At 68.1% G+C, this 19,819-nt stretch carries 17 protein-coding genes; 7 read left to right on the plus strand and 10 right to left on the minus strand.

The genetic code is table 11. The features are described 5' to 3' along the window. The first annotated feature begins 79 nt into the window (after positions 1 to 79). Positions 80 to 1,087: an NAD(P)H-dependent glycerol-3-phosphate dehydrogenase gene (locus ACWPOC_RS00540; RefSeq protein WP_060652622.1), complete on the plus strand. Its 1,008-nt coding sequence runs from the start codon at positions 80 to 82 to the stop codon at positions 1,085 to 1,087. 110 nt (positions 1,088 to 1,197) lie between these two features. Then, a complete protein-coding gene (locus ACWPOC_RS00545; RefSeq protein ID WP_120280753.1) occupies positions 1,198 to 1,872 on the plus strand; it encodes a nitroreductase in 675 nt (224 codons plus the stop codon). A gap of 22 nt (positions 1,873 to 1,894) precedes the next feature. Here ACWPOC_RS00545 and ACWPOC_RS00550 read toward each other — a convergent pair whose 3' ends face one another. Next, entirely contained in the window at positions 1,895 to 3,082 is a 1,188-nt protein-coding gene (locus ACWPOC_RS00550) for an AAA family ATPase (RefSeq protein ID WP_120280754.1), read from the minus strand. 216 nt (positions 3,083 to 3,298) lie between these two features. Here ACWPOC_RS00550 and aztD point away from each other — a divergent pair, with 216 nt between their 5' ends. Both aztD and ACWPOC_RS00560 read left to right on the plus strand, forming a co-directional pair. Then, the gene (gene aztD, locus ACWPOC_RS00555; protein ID WP_455407827.1) at positions 3,299 to 4,540 is read left to right on the plus strand and encodes a zinc metallochaperone AztD; all 1,242 of its coding nucleotides are present in this window, start codon (positions 3,299 to 3,301) and stop codon (positions 4,538 to 4,540) included. 232 nt (positions 4,541 to 4,772) lie between these two features. Then, a complete protein-coding gene (locus tag ACWPOC_RS00560) occupies positions 4,773 to 6,047 on the plus strand; it encodes a glycosyltransferase 87 family protein (RefSeq protein ID WP_455407828.1) in 1,275 nt (424 codons plus the stop codon). On the opposite strand, the gene ACWPOC_RS00565 is transcribed toward ACWPOC_RS00560, so the two are convergent. Beyond that, positions 6,017 to 6,346, minus strand: coding sequence for a branched-chain amino acid transporter permease (locus tag ACWPOC_RS00565; protein ID WP_455407829.1), 330 nt, complete (start codon positions 6,344 to 6,346; stop codon positions 6,017 to 6,019). The genes ACWPOC_RS00560 and ACWPOC_RS00565 overlap by 31 nt on opposite strands. After that, positions 6,339 to 7,037 (minus strand): AzlC family ABC transporter permease, encoded by a 699-nt coding sequence (locus ACWPOC_RS00570; protein WP_145707613.1) that lies wholly within the window; start codon positions 7,035 to 7,037, stop codon positions 6,339 to 6,341. Before ACWPOC_RS00570 ends, ACWPOC_RS00565 begins: the two co-directional genes overlap by 8 nt. Before the next feature lie 84 nt (positions 7,038 to 7,121). On the opposite strand from ACWPOC_RS00570, the gene ACWPOC_RS00575 reads away from it, so the two are divergent. After that, positions 7,122 to 7,853 (plus strand): M50 family metallopeptidase, encoded by a 732-nt coding sequence (locus ACWPOC_RS00575; RefSeq protein WP_145707615.1) that lies wholly within the window; start codon positions 7,122 to 7,124, stop codon positions 7,851 to 7,853. A gap of 4 nt (positions 7,854 to 7,857) precedes the next feature. Here ACWPOC_RS00575 and ACWPOC_RS00580 read toward each other — a convergent pair whose 3' ends face one another. After that, a complete protein-coding gene (locus ACWPOC_RS00580) occupies positions 7,858 to 9,408 on the minus strand; it encodes an acyl-CoA synthetase (RefSeq protein WP_455407830.1) in 1,551 nt (516 codons plus the stop codon). A 161-nt stretch (positions 9,409 to 9,569) separates the two neighbouring features. Here ACWPOC_RS00580 and ACWPOC_RS00585 point away from each other — a divergent pair, with 161 nt between their 5' ends. After that, complete coding sequence (locus ACWPOC_RS00585; protein ID WP_145707620.1) at positions 9,570 to 10,625, plus strand: acyl-CoA dehydrogenase family protein; 1,056 nt, start codon at positions 9,570 to 9,572, stop codon at positions 10,623 to 10,625. Positions 10,626 to 10,678: 53 nt separating this feature from the next. Here the strand turns inward: ACWPOC_RS00585 and ACWPOC_RS00590 are convergent, their stop codons facing one another. From ACWPOC_RS00590 to ACWPOC_RS00615, 6 genes are all read right to left on the minus strand, one after another. Next, positions 10,679 to 12,190, minus strand: coding sequence for a class I adenylate-forming enzyme family protein (locus ACWPOC_RS00590; protein ID WP_455407831.1), 1,512 nt, complete (start codon positions 12,188 to 12,190; stop codon positions 10,679 to 10,681). Positions 12,191 to 12,261: 71 nt separating this feature from the next. Further along, positions 12,262 to 13,449 carry an acyl-CoA dehydrogenase family protein gene (locus ACWPOC_RS00595; RefSeq protein WP_016695641.1) on the minus strand — a complete coding sequence of 396 codons (1,188 nt, stop codon included), beginning with the start codon at positions 13,447 to 13,449 and terminating at the stop codon, positions 12,262 to 12,264. A gap of 1 nt (position 13,450) precedes the next feature. Then, positions 13,451 to 14,233, minus strand: coding sequence for an enoyl-CoA hydratase/isomerase family protein (locus ACWPOC_RS00600; protein WP_085469976.1), 783 nt, complete (start codon positions 14,231 to 14,233; stop codon positions 13,451 to 13,453). A 70-nt stretch (positions 14,234 to 14,303) separates the two neighbouring features. After that, positions 14,304 to 15,590 (minus strand): FAS1-like dehydratase domain-containing protein, encoded by a 1,287-nt coding sequence (locus ACWPOC_RS00605; protein ID WP_455407832.1) that lies wholly within the window; start codon positions 15,588 to 15,590, stop codon positions 14,304 to 14,306. Positions 15,591 to 15,685: 95 nt separating this feature from the next. Next, positions 15,686 to 17,170: a class I adenylate-forming enzyme family protein gene (locus tag ACWPOC_RS00610; protein WP_455407833.1), complete on the minus strand. Its 1,485-nt coding sequence runs from the start codon at positions 17,168 to 17,170 to the stop codon at positions 15,686 to 15,688. 43 nt (positions 17,171 to 17,213) lie between these two features. Beyond that, positions 17,214 to 17,522: a hypothetical protein gene (locus ACWPOC_RS00615; RefSeq protein WP_120280762.1), complete on the minus strand. Its 309-nt coding sequence runs from the start codon at positions 17,520 to 17,522 to the stop codon at positions 17,214 to 17,216. Between the two features lie 111 nt (positions 17,523 to 17,633). Here ACWPOC_RS00615 and ACWPOC_RS00620 point away from each other — a divergent pair, with 111 nt between their 5' ends. Continuing rightward, the gene (locus ACWPOC_RS00620) at positions 17,634 to 19,778 is read left to right on the plus strand and encodes an acyl-CoA dehydrogenase (protein ID WP_120280763.1); all 2,145 of its coding nucleotides are present in this window, start codon (positions 17,634 to 17,636) and stop codon (positions 19,776 to 19,778) included. Positions 19,779 to 19,819 lie beyond the last annotated feature (41 nt).

The raw sequence follows: 19,819 nt of genomic DNA on the forward strand, positions 1-19,819 counted from the left end.
GGACCACAAATCGGACCCGCCGGGACCGGAAAACTGACACTCTGTCGATACCTGCCCGCGTACGGACGAAAGGTCACCGATGGCTCGTGCGGTTCGCGTCGTCGTTCTCGGATCGGGATCGTGGGGAACCACGATCGCGTCGTTGGCCGCACGTAACACCCCGACGACGTTGTGGGCCCGCAACGACGACATCGCGCGCGAGATCGACACCGAGCACCGCAACCGTCGTTATCTCGGTGAACGTCCGCTACCGCAGGGTCTGCGCGCGACCTCCGATCTCGAGGAGGCCGCCCGTGAAGCCGACGTCCTGGTGGTCGGTGTGCCGTCGCACGCGGTCCGCAAGACACTCGAGCAGGTCGTCGACGAGATCCGCGCGTGGGTCCCGGTCGTCTCGCTCGTGAAGGGTCTCGAACCGGGCACCCGCCTCCGGCCCACCGAGGTGATCGCCGAATGCCTTCCGGGGCACCCCGTCGGGTTGCTCGCGGGGCCGAACATCGCCGGGGAGATCGCCGACGGCATGGCCGCCGCGTCGGTGGTCGCGATGCAGGACGAGGCGGTGAGTGCGGCGCTGCAACCACTGTTCGCCACGTCGCTGTTCCGCGTCTATCGCAACACCGACGTGCTCGGCTGCGAACTGGGCGGGATCCTCAAGAACATCGTGGCGATCGCGGCCGGCATGGCCGAGGGACTCAGCGTCGGCGACAACACCCGCGCGATGGTCCTCTCCCGCGGGCTGGCGGAGATGACGCGCCTCGGCGAGGCCATGGGCGCGGATCCGCGCACGTTCGCGGGGCTCACGGGGATGGGCGATCTCATCGCGACGTGCACGAGCCCGTCGTCGCGGAACCGCCGGGTCGGTGAGGCGCTGGCGCGCGGGCTCAGCATCGACGAGGCCGTCGAGGCACTGGGGCAGGTCGCCGAAGGGGTGAAGACCGCGCCGACGGTCATGGAACTCGCCCGCGAGTACGGGGTGGAGATGCCGATCGCCGCCGAGGTCGCGGCCGTGGTGACCGGGAAGAGCACCCCCACCGACGCCTATCGGGGACTGCGCCGCGTCACTCCCGGCGACGAGAAGGACATCGTCTGACCGTCTCTACAGCTTTCTCGGGAGATTGGTAGAAAGTCGAATATTGATCTGTCGTGTGCTCGCGACCGGCTGAACGAACGCTCGGTGAAGTGATGTGCCATCGTGGTGGCATGACTTCTGCCGCCGACACGCTGTCGTCCCTGCTCGACACCCGTTTCAGCTGCCGCGCGTTCCTGACCAAGCAGGTCCCGCGCGAGGACATCGAGCGCATGCTGCGGATGGGTCAGCGCACCGCGTCCTGGTGCAACTCGCAGCCCTGGCAGGTGCACATCGTCAGCGGCGACGCCATCGACCGCCTGCGCGACGCCGTCTACGCGCAGGCCACCTCGGGGAACATGGATCCCGACATCCCGGGACCGGCCGAATACCGCGGTGCCTACGCCGAACGTCGCCGCGGCGCCGGCTACGCCCTGTACAACGCGCTGAGCATCGCGCGCGACGACTACCAGCGCCGCACGGAGCAGATGCTCGAGAACTACCGCTTCTTCGGCGCACCGCACGTCGCGATCATCACCTCCGACAAGGCCCTCGGCGTGTACGGCGCCGTCGACTGCGGTGGTTACGTCTCGACGCTGCTGCTCGCCGCCGAGTCGCTCGGCATCGCCGCCGTCCCGCAGGCCGCCGTCGCGATGACGGCCACCGCGCTGCGACGCGAACTGAACATCGGCGACGACCGCGACATCGTCTGCGCCATCTCGTTCGGCTACGCCGACGAGGCGCACCCGGCCAATGCGTGTCGCACGGACCGCGCGTCGCTCGACGAGACCGTCGAGTGGGTCGACTGAACTTCCGGTTGCCCCGGCCGGGTCAGTCGTTCTGGGCGCGCAGATAGCGCCCGAAGTGCGGAACGGTGAACCCGATGAACCCGCGCTCGGCGGAGTAGATCAGGCCCTTCTTGATCAATCCGTCGCGCGCGGGTGACAGGGAAGCCGGTTTCCGTGCGAGTTCGACGGCGATCTTCGATGTCGCGACGGGCCCGTCGTCGCCCGACAGATCCGCCATGGCCCGCATGTATTCGCGTTCGGCGGGGGTCGCCCGTTCGTAGCGGGAGCCGAAGAAGCCGACGGCGAGTTCCTCTTCCGCCGTGGGTGCCGCGACCCGCACGTCGTCGGCGGTGATCGGCGAATCCGCCGCGACGTCCCAGGTCGCCTTGCCGTAGGCCTGCACGAAATACGGGTAGCCGTCGGCGGTTTCGTACAGCAGGTCGAGGGCGTCCTGCGTGAACTCGACGTCCTCTCGCGCCGCGGGCGCGATGAGAGCGAGATCCGCTGCCGCACGGTCGAGCCGGTCGATGCGGTGGTAGGTGAACAACCGCTCGGAGTAGGACTTCGACGCCGACAGCACGGCGGGCAGATGCGGCAGACCGGCCCCGACGACGATGAGCGGCGCGGCGTCCTGGCTCAGCTCGTGGCAGGCCCCGCAGATCGCCGAGACGTCGTCGGGTCCGAGATCCTGCATCTCGTCGATGAACAACGCGATGCCCACGCCGACGTCGCGTGCGAGTCCGGCTGCGTCGACGAGCAGTTCGACGAGGTCGATCTCGATGTCGCCCGAGTCGGCCCGCCCTTTCACGGCCGGGGCGTCGATGCCGGGTTGCCAGCGTTCGCGCATGCCCTTGTCGGCGGTGGCCCGCAGCGCGAACGACTTGAGTACGCCGAGGAAGTACTCCACCGATTCCGGATCCGGATGCGCGGCGGCGATCTCGCGGACCGCCATGTGCAGCGCCGACGACAGCGGGCGTCGCAGTCCTTGATCGGGACGGGCCTCGATCTTGCCGGTGCCCCAGCTCTTCGCGATGGCGGCGGAGCGCAGATGGTTGAGAAGGACGGTCTTGCCGACCCCGCGGAGGCCGGTGAGGACGACGCTGCGTTCGGGTCGTTCCCGGGCGATCCGTTCGAGGACCACCTCGAACGCGGTGAGTTGCTTCTCGCGGCCGGCGAGCTCGGGCGGGCGCTGTCCCGCGCCCGGGGCGTACGGGTTGCGGACAGGATCCATCCGTCGATGCTAACGGCGAGCTCATCGGATTCTGAGCTCATCTAGCGCGTGTCGTAGACGGCCGTATTCGCGTATATCCGAGCTCGAAACCGCAGTTGTTGTCGACATTTCGGCGAATTCTCGACAACAACTGCAACCTCGGCGGCCCGGAGCGGCATGCACGCATGCGCATTTCAGACTTTGACATTCATTTTCGTTTGGGGCTATTTCTTTCCCATGACAACGCTCTCCCGCTACGGCGGCGCCGTCCTCACCGTCATCGCTGCAACCTTCGCCGCCGCCTGCGGCGGCACCACCGAAGCCGAGACCACTGCGGCCGGCACCACCGAAACGACGACCACCGCCGCTGCTTCCGAGGTGGCGACGGCGCAGCCGCGCTTCGCCCTGACCTACGACGGCGGCGTCCTCGTCGTCGACGAAGAAGAACTCACCGTCGTCGACGACTTCGCACTCGACGGCTTCAACCGCCTCTCCCCCGCCGGAGACGGACGCCACGTGCTGATCTCCACCGAGGGCGGATTCCGCGTGCTCGACACCGGCAGCTGGACGGAAGCCCACGGCGACCACGGTCACCACTACGCCGGAGCACCCACCCTCACCGATCTGACGTTCGCCGCCGAGAAGCCCGGGCACGTCGTGCCGCACGCCGGGGTCACCGCACTGTTCGACGACGGCACCGGACGCATCGACGTGTTCGACCCCGCCGACCTCGCCTCGGCGACCGACCTGCCGCATCTCGACAGCCGCACACTCCCCGAGGCCCACCACGGCGTGGCCGTTCCGATGCCCGACGGCGGCATGCTCGTCACCCTCGGCGATTCCGAGAAGCGGACCGGTGTGGCGCTGCTCGACGAGAACGGCGCCGAGATCACGCGCACCGAACAGTGCCCGGGTGTGCACGGTGAGACGGTCGCTGCCGACGGGGTCGTCGCCTTCGGATGCGAGGACGGCATGGTGATCTTCCGCGACGGAACGTTCACGAAGGCGCCGGTGCCCGACCCCTACGGCCGGATCGGGAACCAGGCCGGCAGCGAGGACTCGCCCGTCGTCCTCGGCGACTACAAGACCGATCCCGACGCCGAACTCGAGCGCCCCGAGCGCGTCGCGCTCGTGGACACCCGCACCGCGTCGGTGCGCCTCGTCGACCTCGGTACGAGTTACACCTTCCGTTCCCTCGGTCGCGGACCGGCGGGTGAAGCACTCGTCCTCGGCACCGACGGCAACCTCCATGTGATCGATCCCGAGTCCGGCGAGATCGTCCGGCGGATCGAGGTGCTCGAGCCGTGGACCGAGCCCGACGAGTGGCAGGCACCTCGGCCCGCCCTCGAGGTGCGGGGCGATACGGCGTTCGTCACCGATCCCGCCACCGATTCCCTGCACGCGGTGGATGTGACCTCGGGTGAGATCCGTACGGCCGAACTGCCGCACACCCCGAACGAGATCAGCGGCGTCGCCTGACTCCGCTACCTAAGTATTCGGCTCTCTAGCGTCACTGCTAGAAAGCCGAATACTTTCCTCACCTCCGGCAGACCGAGACATTTGCGCAACGTGATCCGCCTCACTCCACAAGTGCGCGAAACGGAAACTTCCGTCAAAACGGTTGGGGAGACGATATTCTCGTCGCCTGATCCCGAAGACAACGATTGTGTAACGTGGCGACGCACCTGTTTCCTACCGGGAGGTACCGCCCGTGCTGTTGACCGAAGTCCGTACCCGACCTGTTCGATCCTTGCTGATCGCCATCGGTCTGACGGTCTCGGCCCTGGCAGTCGCGGGATATCTGCGCGACGCGGTGAACGAGTACCTCATGGATCTCGACGTCTTCCGCGACGCCGGCTGGGCCTTTCTGCACCACACCCCGCTGTACACGGAGGGGTTCTTCAGCCATTCCGGTTTCCGGTTCATCTACCCTCCCTTCGCGGCGTTCCTCTTCGCCCCGATGGCGCTGGTGGGCAGCACCGCCCTGCAGGTGTTGTGGACGATCGGACTCATTGCTCTCGTGTGGTGGGTGCTCAAGGTCGTCTATCAGCGACTCGACATGTCGCAGCCGAGTCTGATCGCGGCCGCGTCGCTCGGACCGGTGCTGTGGCTCGAGCCGTTCCGCTCCAACTTTACGTTCGGCCAGATCAACATCGTGCTCATGGCACTGGTGGTCGCCGACCTGCTCGGTGTGATCCCGAAGCGCTTCCGCGGTGTCGGCATCGCGCTGGCCGCCGCCATCAAGGTGACCCCGGCCGCCTTCGGCCTGATCTTCCTGCTGCGCCGCGACTGGCCGTCGGCTTTCCGCGCGCTGGGCGCCTTCGCCGCGACCGTCGCGTTCGGCTACTGGCTGCGCCCCGATTCGACCGTCTACTTCTGGACCACGGAGTTCTTCGCGACCGACCGCGCCGGCGACCCGTCGTTCTTCCGCAACCAGGCGCTCACCGGTCTCATCGCCCGCTTCGACTTCTCCGACGGCACCGCCAAGGCGCTGTGGCTGGCCGGTGCGCTGATCGTCGTGGCCGGTACCGCGTGGGCCGCCTACCGCTTCCTGCGTGCCGGCGAACCCGTGGTCGCGGTGGCCCTGGTGGGCCTGGCGTCGCTGCTCGCCGCCCCGATCGCCGTCACCCACCACTGGGTGTACGCGCTGTTCCTCGTGCCGCTGCTCGTCGCGCCCACCTACCGTCGCTGGTGGCCCGTGCTCGTGCCCGCGACCGTCGTCTTCCTCATCGGACCCAACCATCTGCTCCGTGAGGCGTCCTCCGGTGGCTGGGTCGAGCAGTTGCTCCTCGAGGTGCTCGGCACCTCGCAGTGCCTGGCCGCGATCGCGGTCTTCGTCGCCGCGATGATCGCCGCGCGCAGCCGTCGTCCCGGTGCCGAGGCCCCGGTGGAAGCCCGCCCGGTGGAGGCCCAGGAAGCCCCCGTGGAATCCGGCAAGAGCGCCACCGAGACCGTTCAGGTCCAGAACGCCGACGCGAACAGGTAGAGGCCCGTCCCGACGACGGTGCTCAGCGCGGCGTTGCGCCGCCACAGGTGCACGGCGATCGTGCCCGCGAGACCGACGGTCGCCGGGAGCCAGGTCGACTGCCCCACGTCGCGCAGCGTGTACATCACGAGGATCACCATGACCCCCGCGGGCATCGTGCAGCCGAGGAAGTCGACGAAGGCGGAGTTCTTCAGCGCCGACAACGCGAGGAACGGCGCCGCGCGCAGCGCGACCGTCACGACGAACATCACCGCCAGGGCACCGAGGACATATGCGGCGCCGGGCACCGACTCAGGCACGGGCCACCTTGTTCCGATAGACGAACCGCACGAACAGGCACACCACGAACAGACCGAGGCCGACGACGAGCATCTGCTCCTTCGCGACCAGCAATGCGACGAGACCGCAGACCAGCGCGATCACCGGCGCCGGCACGTCGCGGTTGGCGCGGAAGGCATCGATGGCGAGCACCGCGAACAACGCCGTGAGCGCGAACTCGAGCCCGGCGAGTCCCTCCGGGAGCACCGCCCCGATCAGCGCGCCGACCGTGCCCGACACCACCCACATCAGCTGGCACAGCACCTGGACCGTGAGGATGCGGGTGCCCGTCAGCTGCTCACGTGCCTTGGGCGCGACGATCGCGTACGACTCGTCGGTGAGCGCGTACACGCCGTAGAGACGCCCGAGCCTGCTGCGGATGCGGTGCAGCGGGAACGACAGCCCGTAGAAGACGTGCCGGAAGTTCACGAGCAACGTCGCCGCCGCGACCGACGCGAGCGGGGTGACCGCCGCGATGAGACCGATCGCGAGGAACTCCATCGACCCCGCGTAGATGACGGTGGAGAAGATCGGTGCCCACCACCAGTCGAACCCGCCCTGGGTGAGCACCACCCCGAACGCGAGGCCCAGCGGAATCAGTCCGAGACCGACGGCCCAGGAGTCCGCGACACCCGCGCGGATCTCGAGGGAGCGACGGTCGGGCATGCTCATCAGGCTATCGCCGGGGCAGTGGTCTCTACGCCCGGCCCTGCCGGGTTCGGGGCCACCCGTGTCCGGCCCGAAGGAAGGTGATCTGTGTCCACCTCGTTCACGGAGGTCGTGTCCTCCGCGTGGCAGGCCGTGTCGACCGTCGACGAGCCCGCACCGACGATGGTCGTCGTCGGCACGGCGATCGTCGCACTCGTGCTCGTGACCGTGCGTCCGCTGTGGTTGAAGACCCGCCACGTCATCACACAGGCGCACGAGGGATCGCACGCGCTGATCGCAGCGCTCGTGGGCCGCAAACTGTCGGGTATCCGCCTGCACAGCGACACCTCGGGGGTGATGGTGTCGTCCGGTAATCCGCGCGGTCCCGGCATGGTCGCGACGACCTTCGCGGGGTACACCGGCCCGGCCGTGCTCGGCTTCGCCGCGGCGACGCTGCTGACGCTCGATCGGCCCGCCGCGGTGCTGTGGTCGATCCTCGCCGCACTCGCCGTTCTGTTGCTGCTCATCCGCAATCTGTACGGCTTCGTCTCCGTGGTGATCGCGGGAGCGCTCGTCGGTGCGGCCGCCTATCTCGGTGATCCGGTCGTCCGGTACACCGCGGCGTACCTGATCACGTGGGTGCTGCTCCTCGGTGCGACCCGCCCGGTCCTCGAACTCGCCCGCACCCATTCGCGCGGTCGCGGCCGGGGTTCGGATGCCGATCAGTTGCGCTGGCTCACCCGGCTCCCGGCCGCGGTGTGGATCGCGCTGTTCGCGATCGTCACGGCGGGTACCGCCTTCTACGGCGTCACACGGATCGTGGTGACCCAGCTGTCCTGAACCGTCAGGGCGCCGGCGACACCTCGTCGTAGCGGGCGAGCAGGGCCCGGCGCAGGATCTTGCCGCTGGGCAGTCGCGGAACCTCGCCGAACTCCAGGGTGCGCGGCACCTTGAAGTGCGCGAGGTGCTCGCGGGTGTATTCGACGAGTCCGGCCGCGAGGGCGTCGTCCGCCCGCACTCCGTCCACGGGGGTGACGACGGCGTGGACGCGCTGCCCCATGTCCTCGTCGGGCAGGCCGACGACGGCGACGTCGAGGACGGCGGGGTGCATCGTCAGCACGTCCTCGACCTCGACCGGGTAGATGTTGACGCCGCCGGACAGGATCAGATCGGTGCGCCGCGCCGAGAGGTACAGGTAGCCGTCCTCGTCGACGTGCCCGAGATCGCCGAGGGTCGTCCAGCCCTTGTCGTTGTAGGCGGCGGCGGTCTTCGTCGGATCGCCGTGGTACTCGAAGTCCAGGCCGCCGCCGATCCACACCTGACCGATCTCGCCGGGGCCGAGTTCGCGGCCGGACTCGTCGCAGATGTGCACCTGCCCCAGGGTCGGTCGGCCGACGGAACCGCGATGTTCGAGCCATTCCGATGTGGTGATCATGAAGAATCCGTTGCCTTCGCTGCCCGCATAGAACTCGAGGATCTTCGGCCCGAACCACTCGATCATGCGTTCCTTGACCTCGACCGGGCACGGCGCCGCCGCGTGGACCACGACGCGCAGGCTCGACACGTCGTAGCGCGTGCGGGCCGATTCGGGGAGCTTGAGCATCCGCACGAACATCGTCGGGACGAACTGGGCATGGGTGACGCCGTACCGCTCGATGGCATCGAGTGTGCGTTCGGCGTCGAAGGTCTCCATCACCAGCGCCGTGCCCCCGTTGCGGACGGTTCCCATCGTCCAGCCGAGCGGTGCGGCGTGGTAGAGCGGTCCGGGGCTGAGATAGACGGAGTGCGGACCGAATCCGAAGGCGTCGCGCATCGTCGAATCGATGGCCAGACCCGTGCCGAACGGGGCTCCGGTGAGCGCGGGCAGGATCCCCTTCGGACGTCCGGTGGTGCCCGACGAGTACAGCATGTAGTACCCCTCGAGTTCGTCGTCGACGGGTGTACCGGGCAAGATAGCAACAGCGTCGGCGAGGATCTCGGCGCCGCTCGGCGAGCTGTCACCGGTGGTGAATCGTGCCTTGAGGACGGGGTTGCCGTCGGCGACGACCGCCCCGAGGCGATCGAGACGTTCCGAGTGCACGAGCACACGCGCTCCGCAGTTCTCGACCACGTAGGCGGCCTCGTCGTCGGACAGGTGCCAGTTGACGGGCGTGTAGAGCAGACCGGTGCGCTGTGCCGCCCACACCACGGGGAAGACGTCGAGGCAGTTCTCCATGAGGATCGCGATGTGATCGCCGGCCCGCAAGCCGCGCTGCCGGAACAGGTGGGCGATGCGGTTGGACGCGGATTCGAGTTCGCGGTAGATGAGCGTCGCGCCGTCCTCGACCATGACGATCGCGGGCTTGTCGCCGAAGGCGGCGGCGAGATCGGTCGGGTTCATCGACGGCATCGTCATCGGTCACTCCCTCGTGGACGTCGGCGACAAGTATTACCTGTATAACGATGTGAGGACCAGACTTCGTCGAAAACTCTTCCGATATCGCGAGCGGTTCCGAGGGGTCCACAAACGGCAGCACACATGGTTAACTACGTTGACGACCACATCGAAGGAGCGTCATGGACTTCGCGTTGAGCGACGAACAGGTGGCCCTCGGCGAGAGCGAGCGCGCGTGGCTCGCCAAGAACGACCCGATCGCTGCGCGCAGACCGGGCATCGACGACGGACCGGCACACCTCCCCAGCGACGGACTCCGCCACCTCGCGCACTCGGGCTCGATCGGACTGCTCACCACCGAGACGGGCGGCACCCACGTCGATCTGGCCGTACTCGTCGAGGAACACGGACGGACCGGCAGCGGGCTTCCCGTCGCCGAACTGGCAGTCGCGGCGAGTCTTCTCGAGACGATCGGTCATCCCGCGGCCGCAGCGGCGGAGAGTGGTGAGCGCGTCGTGCTGCCCGGCCTGCCGTCACCCGAGAAGTCCGGCCTACAGGCACGATTCGACGGGGACACACTGGTCCTGAGCGGTACGACGGCCCCGATCACCGGCCTGATCGATGCGCACGACCTCCTGCTGGTCGCGGTCACCGACACCGGCGCAGAGATCGCGGCGGTCGTGCCCGTGGAGACACTCACTGTGCGAGCGCTCGACACGCTCGACCTCACCCGTTCGTGGGCCGCCGCCGACCTCGACGCCACCCTTCCGCAGGATTCGTGGTTCTCCCTGCCGGCCGGCACCGTGGCCTTCACCCACGACCGTCTTGCGACCTTCCGCGCGGTCGATGCTCTCGGTGCCGCTGCGCGTCTCGTCGACCTGAGCGTCGACTATGCCAGCAGCAGAACACAGTTCGGCACGGTGATCGGCAGCTTCCAGGCCGTGAAACACCACTGCGCGAACATGGCGACGACGACCGAGGCCTCCCGCGCGACACTCTGGGCCGCCGCCGTCGCACTCGACGGGGACGATCCCGTAGCACGCGCCCGGGCGGTGTCGGCCGCGGTCGCGTTCGCATGCTCCGGAGCGTCCACCACCGCCCAGACGGCGCTGCAGGTCCACGGCGGGATCGGCTTCACGTGGGAGCACGACGTGCACCTGCTGCTCCGCCGCATCAAGGTCGACGAACTGCTCGACGGTTCGGTGTCGTACCACCGCCGCCGACTCGCCGTCGCCTGAGACACCGACAAAGGGGGCGGGATCCATCCGGATCCCGCCCCCTTTCCTGTGCGCTATCGGGCGCGGGACGATTCGATCTCGTCCACCATCTCCAGCAGCCGACGGCGATCGACCTTGAGCGACACGCTGCGGGGCAGGGCGTCGACCCTGTGGATCTCCACCGGGATCTCGTAGGCCGTCAACCGGGTACGCAGGAAGGTCTTCAGTTCGTCGACGTCGACATCCTCTGCACCCTCGACGGTTTCGATCACCGCGACCGGCACGTGTCCGAGACGCTCGTCGGGACGGCCGAAGACGGACGCGTCGAGCACCGACGGATGGGCCCGCAGTGCGTTGCAGACGGTTTCGGGCTGGATCTTGAAACCACCACGGACGATCGCGTCGTCGGCCCGGCCGTCGATGTAGAGGAAACCGTCCTCGTCGAGATGCGCGAGGTCGCTGGTGCGCACCCAGTCGCCGATACCCGTGCCGGTCTGGGGTGAACTCACTTCGAGGCGACCGGTGCTCCCCTCAGGCAGCACCGCGCCGTTCTCGTCGACCGTGCGCATCCGCACCCCCGGGAAGGGCCGGCCGACGCTGCCACGCTTGTGTTCCCACCACTGCTTGATGAGGGGCTTCGTCCACCCCGCGACGGCACCACCGAATTCCGTTGCCCCGTACATGATCATGATGGGAATGCCGTACCGGTCGGTGAACTCGTCGGCCAGTTCCGGGCTGACGAAGGTGGTGCCTGCGGTGATGGCCCGGAGGGTCGCGAGCTTCTCCTTCGGCACGTCGGCGTTGAGCACCGACCGCATGGCCGCCGGCGGGAGACCCGCGACGATCATCCGGTGCTCGTAGACCGCGTCGACCCAGCCCTCGACGGTGAAGCGGGGCATCAGCACGATCGGGCGTGCTTCCGACAGCGACTGGATCACGCCCCACAATCCGCCGATGTGCACCATCGACAAGGAGATCAACGCGACGGGGCCGGTGAAGGGTTCGTGATCGCCCCTCCCCTTGCCGGTGTGCCCGTGCACGGCCTCGAGGGCGGCCTCGAGTTGGCGCCAGGTCAGTGGAACCCGCTTCGGCGGGCCGGTTGTACCGGAGGTGAACATCTCGACGGCGACCGGGTCCTGCTCGTCCGGGCGGGGCGGGACGGGAGCGTCGCCGAACACGCGTGAGACGTCCGAACCGTCCACGGCGACACCGACGATGCCCGCTGCGGCGATGGGTGCGGCGAACTCCTCGTCGGCCCAGTACTCGCGCGGTGCGAGGATCACATCCGGGTGGGCCCCGACCGCGTCCTCGACGATCCGCCGCGACGGCTGGGCCGGGTTGAGGGTGAGCAGCACCCGGTCGTGTCGCAGAATCGCGATCAGGGACGCGATCGATTCGGTGCGGTTGATCAGCACGACGCCGATCCGGCTGCGTGGCCCGCACCCGAGTCGTTCGAGCTCCGCGTCGATTCGCTCGGCCGTGTCACGCACCTGCGCCCACGTGTGCCAGGTCTTGTCCTCCTGCACCATGTTCGCACTGTCGGGGGTCGACCACAGCAGGGTCAACGCCTCTCTGATGCCCGTCATCGCGGAGCCTCCTCTTCGGTCGACCCGAAGGTGTTCGTAGTGCCGGCCGGCGATCCGGCCGGGAGCGCGCCTCAGCGCGGAAGACCGAGCCCTCTCTCGGCGATCATGTTGCGCATGATCTCCGAGGTGCCGCCGGCGATGGTGTACGCGCGGGCGTACAGGAATTCGTCCTGCCACCGGCCCCCGTCGACGACCTGCGGGTCGCCCTCGACGAGGATGCCGTCCTCACCTGCGAGTTCCAGAGCGAATCGTGCGGTCTCGACGCCGATCTCGCTGAACATCAGCTTGGCCATGGCGGCGTCGTGGGGACGTTCGGTGCCCCGCGACCAGCGGCCGATGTTCGCGTACACCAGTGCCGACAATGCTTCGACGGACGCCTGGAGTTCGCCGATCCGTTCCTGCACCGCACCGTCCTCGATCGCGGGACGTCCGTACCGGATCGTCCTGCGTGCGAGTTCCTTCAGCGCGTCGACGTCCTGCTGCAGGCGCACTGCTGCCGACGCCACGGCGCTGCGTTCGTGGGCGAGACTCGAATTCGCGATCAGCCAGCCGTTGTCGAGGTCGCCGATGAGCGCGTCGGACCCGACGGGAACGTCGTCGAGGAAGATCTCGTTGAAATCCGAGGTTCCGGTCATCTCCCGCAGCGGCCGCACGTCGACGCCCGGCGACCGCATGTCGAGCAGGAACGCGCTGATACCACGGTGTTTCGGTGCGTCGGGATTCGTCCGGGCCAGGAGGTAACCGTAGTCGGCCCAGTGCCCGTTGGTCGTCCACACCTTCTGGCCGGTGACGGTGAACCCGCCGTCGGCCGGCACTGCCTTCGTGCGCAGGGACGCGAGGTCGCTGCCGGAACCCGGCTCGCTGAACAGCTGGCAGAAGACGAGTTCGCCCGATCGGATACCAGGCAGATACTTCTCCCGCTGTTCCTCCGTGCCGAAGTCGATCAGCGCATGTGCGACCAGCAGTCCGGCTCCTTGCACCGCGGCCGGAGCCCGGCCGCGTGCCAGCTCCTCCCCGACGACGACGTCCTTCTCCGGTGAGTGTGCTGCCCCGGCACCGCCGTAGCGCTCCGGCCAGTCGGCACCGATGTACCCGGCTTCGAAGAGTGTGCGGGTCCATTCCTTCAGCACCGCGAGTTCGTCGGCGTCGTCGGCGCTGCGCACACCCGCCTTCACCGGCACGTCGGGTTTGTGGGTCTCGACGAACTCGCGTACCTCTTTGCGGAACTGCTCGAGTTCGGGTGTCAGTCCGTAGTCCATGTCAGCGCACCTCGTAATCGCGCGTGGGGACCTGGGACCGATCGACCTGCGCCAGACCGATGGGATTGCCGAGATCGGTGTACATCATCCCGGCGGCGAGAGCGTGGGATCGTGTGCGGTCCTTGGACTCCCAGATCGCGCGAATGCTGCCCTGGATCGCGGCCGGCGGTTTGGCGGCGATCCGTTCGGCGAGCTGCTGCGCGCGATCCCACAGCGCGTCCCGGGCGACGATCTCGCTGACGAAGCCGATCTCGTAGGCCCTCTTCGCGGACATGCGTTCGTCGAGACCGAGCAGCACCATGCGCAGCACCTCACCGATGGGGATGCGGTGTGCGAGGCCGATCGGTTCGAGTGCGGCGACCATGCCGTAGGAGACGTGCGGATCGAAGAACTGGGCGTCCTCGCTCGCGACGATGATGTCGGCCTCGTTGAGCCAGTAGAGTGCCCCGCCGGCGACCATGCCGTGGACCGCGCACACGAGCGGTTTCCAGCAGTTGTTCTGTTTGGGCGACAGGTCGACACCGGGATCGCGGCGGCTGAAGACGTTGTCGGACAGGAAGGTCCCCTCGTGGACATCGACGCCGGTGCTGAACGCGCGTTCGCCGTTGGCCCGGAGGACGACGACGTGCACGTCGTCGGTCTCGGAGGCGTAGTGCCACAACTCCCGGAACTCGGCGCGCATCGTGTCGGTGAAGGAGTTGAGCTTGTCGGGGCGATCGAGCGTGATGGTCAGGACGTGGTCCTTCAGCTCGGCGATCACCGTGGTCGTACCGGTCAGATCCACAGGTCCTCCTCGAGCCGCTCGGTGCGCGTCGCCTCATCCTGCCCCGCTGCCGGCAGGGACGGGTGGCCTTTCACGACGCCGCCCCGTTTCCTGCCCGCCGCTCGCGGCGCAGCTCGGCGTCGCGTTCGAGCATCCGCGCTGCGAGCTGTTCGAACTCGGCGGGAGCGGCGGGCAGCGCGACCGCGCCGCCGACGCGCGACTGGAGTGCGATGGTGGCGGTGGCGGGGCAGGTGACCTCACCGCGCTGGCTGGTGCCACGCAACTCCACGTCGACGAGGTGACGCCCGCCCTCGGTGCGCTTGCCGACGACCTCACCGGTGAAGGTGTGGGTGTCGCCGAGGTAGTTGAACTTGCGCATCTGACTCGACATCGATTCGAGCCAGGCGTCGTCGCCCATCCAGTCGGTGAGATAGTGGCTCAGCCAGCAGTCGCGCATCATGCCGTAGTCGTAGGCGGCCGGCAGGCCGATGGAGCGGGCGTAGCCGCTGTCCCAGTGGATCCGCTGCGCGACGTCGGGCACGCCCTGCTCGTTCGGGATGTAGAACGGCGCGATGCGTTGGCGGTTCTTGTAGGCGAGGCGGCTCGCGCACGGGGTGTACGGGGCGAAACCGTATCCGCCGGAGTGGAAGACGACCATGTCGGTGGTGGTCAACGGCCCCTTGGCCATCGTGCCGAGACTCTCCCCGACCTCGACGTCCTCCCAGTAACGGGTGTTCGTGCCGCGCACCTGCTCCTGCGCGTAGATCTCGTCGATCCTCGCGATGTCGTCGGGGGTGTAGGAGGCCGGTTCGATCGAGTCGTACTTCTTGCGCTTCTTCGACTCGTGGCGCTCGGTGTGGATGGTGATGACCCGCTGGGTCTGGACCACCTCGGCGCGCTGGTTGAACTGCACCTGGAGGCCGGTGATGATGAGCGAACGCCCGGCGAACTCGGATTGCTTCTCCTCGACCTTCTCGGTGCCGTGGAAACCGTACAGGGTGTCGCCGTCGAGGACCGGCCGGTACCAGTGGGTCGTGGTGCCGGAGACGAACACGTGGATCCCTCGGAAGGAGGGTCGGCGCTGCTCTCGGGGCACGGGATCTGCCAGCAGTTCCTTGCGGACGGCGATGTTGACCATCGGGGGTGCGATCTGGCCTCCCCACCGGGTCGCGGCACCGTATTCCTCGTCGGTGAACAGCGGATTGTCGTCGCCGTAGCTACGCGCGAAGTTCCGCATGATGTCGGGTGAGGCGCGCGTGTACTGCTCCCGCTGCGTCATGGCGTGGTAGACGCCGACGAGATCTCTCGCCCGTGCAATGTCTTCATCGCGGAAGGTGTAGATCTCCGAAGGCTTCTCGGTCTTCTCCGACGTGGTCATCGACTACCTCCGTATAGGGGACGACGCTCGACGCGAGCGGCCCGTGTCACCCACAGTAGGGCAACCTAGTTATACATGTAAAGACCCGGCGAACCTCATGCCCGGCCGGACACTCCGTCGCCGGCCAGACGTTCGACGACATGCCGGCGCACCAGCTTTCCCGTCTCCGTGCGAGGCAGCTCGTCCCAATAGACGATGCGGTCGGGCGTCTTCGACCCGCGCAGCGTCTCGCGCACGAACGCGCGTAGCTCCTCCGCATCGACCGACTCGTCGGGGCGCAACACCACCACGGCCTCGATGCGTTGTCCCCATTCGTCGTCGGGTACCCCCACGACCGCGGTGTCGGTGACGGCGGGATGACGCAGGATCACGTCCTCGATCTCGGCCGGGGCGATGTTCTCGGCACCGCGGATGATGGTGTCGTCGCTGCGCCCACCGATGAACAGATAGCCGTCCTCGTCGACGAATCCGGTGTCGCGGGTGTCGAAGAATCCGCGGTCGTCGACGAGTTTGCCGATTCCCGCGTATTCGGCCGAGACCTGTTCTCCGCGAACCCAGATGCGTCCGGGCACACCGGCTTCGACGACGCGGTCGTCGGCGTCGCGGATCTCGAGGTCGATGCCGGGGACCGGCCGGCCCACCGATCCGAGCCGGGCACGGATCCGCTCGTCGGTGCCGGTCATCGCCGCCCGGTGGTCGTCGGGGCCGAGGACGGTGATCGTCGAGCTGGTCTCGGTGAGTCCGTAGGCGTTGACGAAGTCGACCTGCGGCCAGGTCTCGAGGGCTCGTTCGACCACTCGGCGGGGCATCGGCGCACCACCACTGGCCAGGGAGCGCAACGTCGGCACCGAGGTGTCGGCACCGGAATCGAGGATGCGCGCGAGCATCGTGGGGACGACGAGAGCATTGGTGATGCCCTCCCCACGAACGGTGTCGAGCCATTCGGCGGCGGTGAACTGCTCGAGCACCACCGTCCGGCGACCTGCGTAGAGATTCGTGAGGACGTTCGCCACCGCGGCAATGTGATAGGGCGGAACGCTCACCAGCGCGGCATCGGTGCCCTCGGCCGACGCGAACTCGACGGATCCGAGCACATACGACACGAGGTTGTGGTGATGCAGCAGAACACCTTTCGGCGCCGACGTGGTGCCGGAGGTGTAGATCACCACGGCGGGTGCGTCCGGGTCCGGATCCTCGGCTTCCAGGACCTCCGACCGTCCGAGCCGGTCGAGCCAGGTCGCGGGAGAGAGCACACCCGGTGCGTCGCCGGCGTCGTCCGCGATCACCAGGGCGTCGGGATGGTGGGACAGCAACGCCGCACCCTGCTCCGCGCCGAGCCGGTAGTTGATCGGTACGAGCGGGACGCCCGCGCGCGCCGCAGCGAACAGGGCCACAGGGAAGGCGGGGCCGTTGACCGCGCGGTAGACGAGGGCATCGGCGCCCGCCTCGCGGATCAGGGTGGCTCCGGCGACGGACAGATCGCGCAGGCGCCGGGCGGAGATGCCGCCGCCGCGGCGCCCCACCACGATGCGGTCCTCGAGCCCGTCCGCAGCCATATCGAGCAACATCGTGAGGTTCATGGAAGCCCCTGGTGCAGTTCTGATTCGGTGGTCGAGTCTCGGGTCAGTCGGAAGCCGGAAGCGGTTTCGCCGTCTTCAACGACAGCGAAACGCCGTCGACGGCGAGAGCGCCGGTGCCGGGTGTGGTGCACAGCAGTTCCACCGTGCCCTCGGCGTCGGTGTACCGCTTCCCCAGCGCGGTGGGGCCGTGATGCGCGTCGTCGATGGCCGCGCCGTCGCCGGTTCCCTTCTTTCCCGGCACCATCTCGGCGCCTCCGCAGGTGAGTGCGACCTCGTCGCCGGGCGCTCGGACGACGACCACCGCGGTGCCGTCGACGGTGCTGGCCCAGGATCGACCTACTTCGAGTTTCACGATTCCTCCGATCGAGCGGTACTGCGCTGTGACTTCCCAAAGTAGCGTGCGTCACATAGTTTAGATAGTGCTACAAGTGAACCGACCCGTGCACGGCCGAGGAGACCTCCCATGCCCCTTCCCCTGACCGACGATCACCGCGCCGTTGCAGAGGCCGTCCGATCGTTCCTCGGCGGCCACGACGCCGGCAGCCTCGCCCGGCAGGTCACCGACGACCCGACCGCCGATACCGGAAAGCTGTGGAAGCAACTCGCCGACCTCGGATGGCTCGGCCTGCACCTTCCCGGTGAATTCGGAGGATCGGACGCCGGCCTGCCCGAGGTGGCGGTGGTGGCCGAGGAACTCGGGCGGCTCGTCGTCCCCGTCCCCTACCTCGCGAGTGTCGCCGTCTCCGCCGCGCTCGCCGCGAAGGGCAACGACGAACTGCGCTCCACCTGGCTCCCGAAGTTCGCGGACGGCTCGGTGCTCCCCGGTCTCGGCCTGTCCGGATCCCTGACGAGCGGCGACACGATCAGCGGTGACGTCGACCTCGTCGTGGGTGGTGCGGGCGCCACGCTCCTCGCCCTCGTCGCAGGTGACGACCTCGTTCTCGTCGATCCCGGCCACGCCTCGGTGTCGGTGACGCCCACCGGCGACCTCGACCCCACCTCCAAGACGGCGAAGGTCGCCCTCCGCGAGACACCCGTCCTGGCCGTCGTCCCGGGCGCCGGTCCCCACGCGAACCACGTCGCCCGCACACTGGCCGCAGCGGAAGCATCCGGCGGCGCCCGCGCGACCCTCGAGGCCGCCCTGGCCTACGCGAAGGTGCGCGAACAGTTCGGCCGCCCGATCGGTTCGTTCCAGGCGATCAAGCACCATCTCGCCGACATGCTCGCAACGAGCGAACTCGCGACCGGCGTGGCCTGGGACGCAGCACGCGCCGGGGCCGACGGTGAGCAGGCGCGACTCGCACTCGACGTCGCACGGGTCATCGCGTTCGACTCGTACATCGCCAATGCCCAGAAGAGTATCCAGATCCACGGCGGTATCGGTTTCACGTGGGAGCACGACTGCCATCTGTTCCTGCGCCGTGCCCACGCTCTGCGGGTCCTGTTCGGCGAACCGACCGCCGCGCTCGACTCGCTCGCCGAATCGGGCACCTCCGGGCTGCGCCGTCACTATGCCGTCGACCTTCCTCCCGAGGCGGAGGACCACCGCGTCGCCGCCCGCGACTTCGTCGCGAAGTACACCGCGACCGCCGAATCCGAGCGACGTGCACTGCTCGTCGACTCCGGCTACCTCATGCCGCACTGGCCGCCGCCGTTCGGTCGTGGGGCATCCCCGGTGGAGCAGCTCGTGATCGACGAGGAGTTCACCGACGTCGAACCGCACGGTCTCGGTATCGGCGCGTGGATCCTGCTCACCCTCACCCAGCACGGCACGCCGGAGCAGATCGAACGGTGGATCCGTCCCGGTCTGCTCGGTGAGCAGGTCTGGTGCCAGTTGTTCTCCGAGCCCGGTGCCGGTTCCGACGCGGCTGCCGTGTCGACGCGCGGGGTGAAGGTCGACGGCGGGTGGCGCGTCACCGGCCAGAAGGTGTGGACGTCGAACGCGCAGAATTCGACGCGTGGTCTCGCGACCATCCGCACCAACCGCGACGTGCCGAAGCACAAGGGCATCACCACGATGGTCATCGACCTCACCGCGCCTGGCGTGACCGTCCGCCCGCTGCGCGAGATCAGCGGCGACTCCGCCTTCAACGAGGTGTTCTTCGAGGACGTCTTCGTCCCGGACGAGGACGTGGTGGGTGCCGTCGACAACGGCTGGACCGTGGCCCGCGCGACGCTCGGGAACGAACGCGTCTCGATCGGCGGTGGCAAGACCGACGAGACCTATTCGGCGTTCGCGCTGCTCGACCTCGCCGCGAAGCACGCGCCCGGCGACGTCTCGGTCACGCGCCGGATCGCGTCACTGATCGCCCGCGAACAGGCTTTCGCGGTCCTCAATCTGAGGCAGGTCGTGCGGGCCGTCGCCGGTGGCGATTTCGGTCCGGAGGGCAGCGTGACGAAGATGCTCATCGCCGAACACACCCAGCACGTGGGCGAACTCGCGATGCACATCGCCGGTCCCGCAGCGTTCCTCGGGGATGAACCGGTGTGGACCCACTACTACCTGCTGGGCCGTGCGATGACGATTGCCGGCGGCACGTCGGAGATCAACCGCAACGTCATCGCCGAGCGGTTGCTGGGCCTACCTCGCGAGCACATCGCCAACTAGATCGCCGAAAGCAGCGGACCCGGCATCCTGCACCGGGTCCG

The sequence above is a fragment of the Rhodococcus sp. 5G237 genome (assembly GCF_053764735.1).